This window comes from Streptomyces sp. NPDC059875, assembly GCF_042731085.1.
Lineage (GTDB): Bacteria > Actinomycetota > Actinomycetes > Streptomycetales > Streptomycetaceae > Streptomyces.
Map to the genome: position 1 here is coordinate 369,360 of NZ_JBHWJZ010000002.1, position 6,055 is coordinate 375,414.

Here is a 6,055-nt window from a genome sequence, read left to right on the forward strand (position 1 = left end):
GCTTTTCAGATCTGCCTCATCCACGCGGTACGGGGCCTGAGAGATTCAAGGGAGGGTCTTGCTCCTTCGGCGCCCGGGGCCCACCGTGGTGGTTCCGGGACTCTCCCGCGCGGATTCGAGCGGCCGGTATGAGGTTGTGTGCGCTTGGCGCGCACATCATTGCACGCGGGGTCTGATCGGCAAATCGCTTGTGCCTCATTACCGCTTCTTTACACTTCGTGGGCAGGGGGGTCCTCGGACCCGACAGGGGGAGAAACGATGACGATCCAGCACACCGGCGCCTACGCCACGGGCGCGGGTCTCACGGCCCAGCGGGCCCGGGCCAGGACCCGAAGGCGCGGCTCCGCCACGTCCCTGCTGCGCGATCTGCGCGAGCGCGGCGGTCGCGGCCCGCGCGTGCTCTCCTTCGCCGCCGGTGACCTCGTCGTCGTCTCCGGGCTGCCCGGCAGCGGCAAGTCGACGCTCATGCGGCGCGCGGCCGAGGGCCTGGGCATCGATTCGCAGGACGCCCGCGAGCGCTGGGAAGCACGACTGCCACGCTTCCTGCCGTACGCGGTCTACCGCCCGCTGGCCCGGATCGCCCACTACGCCGGACTGCGCCGGGCGCTGCGCTCCGGGCGGAGCGTGGTCGTCCACGACTGCGGCACCCAGTCCTGGGTGCGGAACTGGCTCGCCCGCGAGGCCCGCCGCCGGGGCGGCGCGCTGCACCTGGTCCTGCTCGACGTCACACCGGCCGCCGCCCGGGAGGGGCAGCGCGAGCGCGGCCGAGGGGTGTCGGGATACGCCTTCGCCCGGCACCGCCGGGCCGTCGGCCGGCTGCTGCACTCCGTCGAGTCCGGCCGTCTGCCGCGGGGCTGCGCCTCGGCGACCCTCCTCGACAGGGACGCGGCGGGTGCCCTCCGGAGGATCACGTTCCGCGAGCACTGACGGCTGCCGGGCGATCCGGACCGGGGTGCTCCGGGGATGCGGACCGGGTGCGCGGGGGCCCGGACCGGGGTGCTCCGGCGATCCGGACCGGGGTACTCCGTGCGCTTTTGGCCACGGCGGCGCCAGGGCGGCGTTAGGGTTCTGCCCCGAGGGCCCGTGACCAGGGCGCGTGAGAAGGGGATACGGGAACCGTGGATGTGACGTGGCCGGGCAACGAGCTCGAAGAGGTCCTCGCGGCCTCGCTCGGCAACCCCGCCGCCGGAGGCCGGCTCGTCGAGGTGCTCGGACGGAGCCCCGTCTGGGTTCCCCTGCCCAACGGCGGCAGCCCCGAGAGCCGGGACCTCGATCTGCCCACGATGGAGATCGACGGACTCCCCTACGTCCCCGTGTTCAGCTCCGAGCAGCAGTTCCTGGCCTGTGTCGGCGCCCACATGTCCTTCACCGTCGCCCCCGCCCGCGATTTCGCCCGCGGTCTGCCCCCGCAGCTCGGCATCGCCGTGAACCCCGGCGGCACCGTCGGCGCCCCGCTGCCCCCGCCCGCCGTCGCCGAGCTCTGCCGGGTCGGCCGCACCCCGCTGGACGGCCCCGCGAGCGGCGGCCGGGTCCGGCTCTTCGAGCCCGACTGGCAGGACGACCCCGTCGACTTCCTCGCCGCCGCGTCCGCCGAGTTCGAGGCCACCGGAGTCGTCGTCACCGCGCGCCGCGCCCTCGCCAGCGTCGAGGGCACCGAACCCGCCCTCTTCGTCGGCGTCCAGCTCGCCGCCTGGGACGGAGTCGACCGGAACGCGCCGCTCGACGCGCTCGGCCGCGCGCTCGGCCGGGTCGAGGTGGCCTGGCCGGTCAATCTCATCCTGCTGGACGTTGCGCAGGACCCGGTCGGCGACTGGATGCTGGAGCAGGTGCGCCCCTTCTATCAGCGGGCCTCCGTGTAATTAAGCTGGTTCGGTGGACGGAAGAGGGGCGGGACCCAGGGTGAGCGCGTCAGGCACGGCCGCGGCCGGAAAGGTCGAGCACATGCTGCGCCAGGTGGCACCCGGACGCTACGACGCGTACGAGCAACTGCTGCACGCCCTCGCCGACGGCGACGTCTGGATGCTGCTCTGGCAGGGCGCACCCGGCTCGCCCGACGCCCAGTACGGGAACATGGAGGTCGACGGCTTCGGGTACGCCCCGTGCGTCACCTCCGCCCAGGAGCTCGCCGCCTCCGGCTGGAGCCGCGCCCACGAGGTGGTCACAGGCCGCGAGATCGCCCGCGCCCTCTACCCCGACCGCTGGGGCATCTGGCTCAACCCGCACGACGCCAACGGCGGCGTCGGCATCCCCTGGGCCGACCTCCGCCGAATCGCCACCGGTCTCGACCGGATGCCCGCCGGACCGCTGCGGCTCTCCGAACCCGCGCTGGAAATCCCCCAGTTCTATGCCCTTCTGACCCAGAACGCCCATCGCACCCCGTCCGTACGGGCGCTGCGCCGGGCCTGGGTGCAGCCCGCGCTGGGATCCCCGTACCTCGCCATCGGACTCGACCTGTACGACACCTCCGCCGCCTCGGTCGAGGCGGTGCGGGCGATGATGCGCCAGACGATCTCCGCCGTCCCCGACGGTCTGCCCGTCTCGACGGTCGCGATGTCCGACGAGTACGACCCGGTGGCGATGTGGCTGCGGGCCAACGCGCGCCCGTTCTACGACCGTGACGCGCACGCCGCGCCCGCGCCGCACGCCCCCGGTTACGGCTACCCTCCGGCCGTGCCCCGCACGTACTGATACGTCCGTTCCGTCACCCCAATTCACTCCTGTCGCAGAGGGGTTGGGGTACATGTCCGTTCTGGCCGAATAGCGGGCGAGATGGTCCGCTGAGACGATCACAGAGTCCGGATAACGGAAGGCAACGAACCGCATCACGGTTGAGCAAACATTCACCGTGAGGTCTGGCGGGTGATCGCGAACACATTGAAGACTCCCCGGAACACCGGGCGTTCGGCCTTCCTGGCCGGTGCCCCGCAGTTGTTCCACCAAGCCGCTACCCGCGGCGGGCAAGGGCCGGCTACCGGCGGCCGAGAGGGGTCCTCACCACGATGACGGCACCACTGCACGAGACGAGTGCGGCCGAGTCGACCGCCGCCGTCGATGCCGTGCCTCCGGCGCCGCCGGGCAAGGCGATCGAGGGACGTTCCCCCTGGCAGATCGCCTGGACCCGGCTCAAGCGCGACAAACTCGCGCTGGCCGGCGGCACGATCGTGATCTTCCTGGTCCTCGTCGCGATCTTCGCGCCGGTCATCGTGGGCCTGCTCGGCCACCCGCCGGACGAGTTCCACGAGGACCAGATCGACCCGCTCTTCGGCACCCCGATCGGCTCCTACGGCGGCATCAGCGGCGACTTCCTCCTCGGTGTCGAGCCGGTCAACGGCCGCGACGTCTTCAGCCGCATCGTCTACGGCGCCCGCATCTCGCTGCTCGTCGCCTTCCTCGCCGCGATCTTCGCGGTCGTCCTCGGCACGATCCTCGGCATCGTCGCCGGCTACTTCGGCGGCTGGGTCGACGCGGCGCTGAGCCGCGTCATGGACGTCATGCTCGCCTTCCCGCAGCTGCTGTTCACCATCGCGCTGGTCTCCGTGCTCCCCAACGAGCTGCTCGGCTTCTCCGGTTCGGGGGTCCGCATCGGCGCGCTGGTGATCGTGATCGGCTTCTTCGGCTGGCCGTACGTCGGCCGGATCGTCCGCGGCCAGACCCTGTCGCTGCGCGAGCGCGAGTACGTCGAGGCCGCCCGCAGCCTGGGCGCCGGCCGCCTCTACATCCTGCGCCGGGAGCTGCTGCCCAACCTGATCGCCCCGATCATGGTCTACGCGACCCTCATGATCCCCACCAACATCCTCACCGAAGCGGCCCTCAGCTTCCTCGGCGCGGGTGTGAAGCCGCCCACCGCTTCCTGGGGCCAGATGCTGTCGACGGCCATCTCCACCTATGAATCGGACCCCCTGTTCATGGTGATCCCCGGCCTCGCGATCTTCATCACCGTTCTGGCGTTCAACCTCTTCGGCGACGGCGTGCGCGACGCGCTCGACCCGAAGGCCGCTCGCTGACCCCCGTCAGCCACGTCCCCTGACCGCCCGCACGCCCGTACAGACCCGCCCCTGCCGCTGGTGACAGGAGGCAATCAACACCGGCGGACCGTCACAACGGCCGCCACTATTCCGGAGGTTGCGAGACCATGACTCTGAACAGCTCTCAGCGGCGCAGAATGGCCGCGGGCGCGCTGCTCGCGGCGGCCACGATGGTCGTCACCACCGCCTGCGGTGGCGGCAGCGGCGACGGCGGCAGCAAGGGCTCCGGCGCGGCCGGCTTCAACGCCGCCGTGAACAAGGTCGCCAACGCCTCCGACAAGAAGGGCGGCGAACTGAAGTTCATCGGCTCGCAGGAGGCCGACTCGTGGGACCCGCAGCGCGGCTACTACGGCTTCGTGTGGGACTACATGCGCTTCTACACGCGCCAGCTGGTCACCTTCAAGGCCGAGCCGGGCGCCGCCTCCACCGAGCTGGTCTCCGACCTCGCCACCGACACCGGCAAGGTCTCGGAGGACGGTCTCACCTACACCTTCACCCTGAAGGACGGAGTGGCCTGGGAGGACGGCAAGCCGATCACCTCCAAGGACATCAAGTACGGCATCGAGCGCATCTGGGCGCAGGACGTCATCTCCGGCGGCCCGATCTACCTCCAGCAGGTCCTCGACCCCAAGGGCGAGTACAAGGGTCCCTACAAGGACACCACGCCGGACAAGCTCGGCCTGAAGGCGATCGAGACGCCGGACGACAAGACCATCGTCTTCAAGCTGCCGGTCGCCAACGGTGACTTCCTGCAGATGCTGGCCATGCCCGCCGCCTCGCCGGTCCGCCAGGACAAGGACACCCAGGCCAAGTACGGCCTGAAGCCCTTCTCCTCCGGCCCGTACAAGTGGCAGGAGTACACCCCGAACAAGTCGATGCTGCTCGTCCGCAACGACAAGTGGGACGCCAAGACGGACACCGTCCGCAAGGCGCTGCCGGACAAGATCAGCGTCAAGTTCACCACCAACGCCGACGACATGGACAACCGGCTGATCGAGGGCGAGTACGACCTCGACATCAACGCCACCGGTGTCGGCGCCGCGGCCCGCGCCAAGGTGCTCCAGCAGCACAAGGAGAACGCGGACAACCCGCAGACCGGCTTCATCCGCTACGCGGTCTTCCCGCAGACGGTCATCGACAACATCGAGTGCCGCAAGGCGATCATCTACGCGGCCGACTCCAAGTCCCTCCAGACCGCCCGTGGCGGCCCGCAGGCCGGTGGCGACATCGCCACCAACATGCTGCCGCCGGCGATCAAGGGTGCCGACCCGAAGGCCGACCCGTACGGCAAGCTGGCCGGCAAGCCGGACCTCGCCAAGGCCAAGGAGGCCCTGGCCAAGTGCGGTAAGCCGAACGGCTTCAAGACCACCATCGCGGTCCGCAACAACAAGAAGATCGAGATCGCGACCGCCGAGTCCCTCCAGCAGTCGCTGAAGGCCGTCGGCATCGACGCCCAGATCGACCAGTTCGACGGCGCCCAGACCTCCGGCATCATCGGTTCGCCGAAGGTGGTCAAGGACAAGGGCTACGGCATCATCATCATGGGCTGGGGCGCCGACTTCCCGTCCGGCCAGGGCTTCCTGCAGCCGCTGGTCGACGGCCGCTTCATCCTGCAGAGCGGTAACAACAACTTCTCGCAGCTGAACGACCCGGCCGTCAACAAGCTCTTCGACGACGCGCTCAAGGAGACCGACCCGGCCAAGGCCGGCGACCTCTACAAGCAGATCAACACGAAGGTCTCGGAGGCCGCGGTCTACCTGCCCTTCACCCACGAGAAGAACATCATCTGGCGCTCCTCGCGACTGACCAACGTCTACACGGCCGACGCCTACAACGGCCGCTACGACTACGCGTCGCTCGGCGTCATGAAGTAAGTCCAGAGTCAATCCACCCGCTCCAACGGCGCACCACCCGCCGCTAGGTCCGAAGGGCAGGTGATGGCCGCTCACGGCGGTGGGGGGGGCGGGGGGGGGGGGACGGCGGCCGCGCGGGGGGGCCCCGGAGGTGGTATAGAATTAGCGGGGTGGTGG

The 6,055-nt window shown here is 70.0% G+C and carries 5 protein-coding genes and 1 riboswitch; all 5 genes read left to right on the forward strand.

Annotated elements, in window-relative coordinates; all coding sequences use genetic code 11:
- Nucleotides 1-15: 15 nt before the first annotated feature.
- Nucleotides 16-118: riboswitch (glycine riboswitch) on the reverse strand.
- A 140-nt stretch (nt 119-258) separates the two neighbouring features.
- The 5 genes from ACFV9D_RS03590 to ACFV9D_RS03610 all read left to right on the forward strand — a co-directional run bounded on the left by ACFV9D_RS03590 (nt 259) and on the right by ACFV9D_RS03610 (nt 5,899).
- The gene (locus tag ACFV9D_RS03590; protein ID WP_385140234.1) at nt 259-927 is read left to right on the forward strand and encodes an AAA family ATPase; all 669 of its coding nucleotides are present in this window, start codon (nt 259-261) and stop codon (nt 925-927) included.
- Nucleotides 928-1,118: 191 nt separating this feature from the next.
- On the forward strand, nt 1,119-1,859 hold the full coding sequence (locus ACFV9D_RS03595) for an enhanced serine sensitivity protein SseB (protein WP_385140237.1): 741 nt from the start codon (nt 1,119-1,121) through the stop codon (nt 1,857-1,859).
- Nucleotides 1,860-1,899: 40 nt separating this feature from the next.
- A complete protein-coding gene (locus ACFV9D_RS03600) occupies nt 1,900-2,688 on the forward strand; it encodes an enhanced serine sensitivity protein SseB C-terminal domain-containing protein (RefSeq protein ID WP_385140239.1) in 789 nt (262 codons plus the stop codon).
- A gap of 311 nt (nt 2,689-2,999) precedes the next feature.
- Nucleotides 3,000-4,004 carry an ABC transporter permease gene (locus ACFV9D_RS03605; RefSeq protein ID WP_385140242.1) on the forward strand — a complete coding sequence of 335 codons (1,005 nt, stop codon included), beginning with the start codon at nt 3,000-3,002 and terminating at the stop codon, nt 4,002-4,004.
- A gap of 128 nt (nt 4,005-4,132) precedes the next feature.
- Nucleotides 4,133-5,899: an ABC transporter substrate-binding protein gene (locus ACFV9D_RS03610; RefSeq protein WP_385140245.1), complete on the forward strand. Its 1,767-nt coding sequence runs from the start codon at nt 4,133-4,135 to the stop codon at nt 5,897-5,899.
- Nucleotides 5,900-6,055 lie beyond the last annotated feature (156 nt).

Excerpts from the sequence above, each read along its gene's own strand:
- ACFV9D_RS03590 (WP_385140234.1), top strand. The coding sequence starts at position 259 with ATGACGATCCAGCACACCGGCGCCTACGCCACGGGCGCGGGTCTCACG.
- ACFV9D_RS03605 (WP_385140242.1), top strand. The coding sequence starts at position 3,000 with ATGACGGCACCACTGCACGAGACGAGTGCGGCCGAGTCGACCGCCGCC.
- ACFV9D_RS03610 (WP_385140245.1), top strand. The coding sequence starts at position 4,133 with ATGACTCTGAACAGCTCTCAGCGGCGCAGAATGGCCGCGGGCGCGCTG.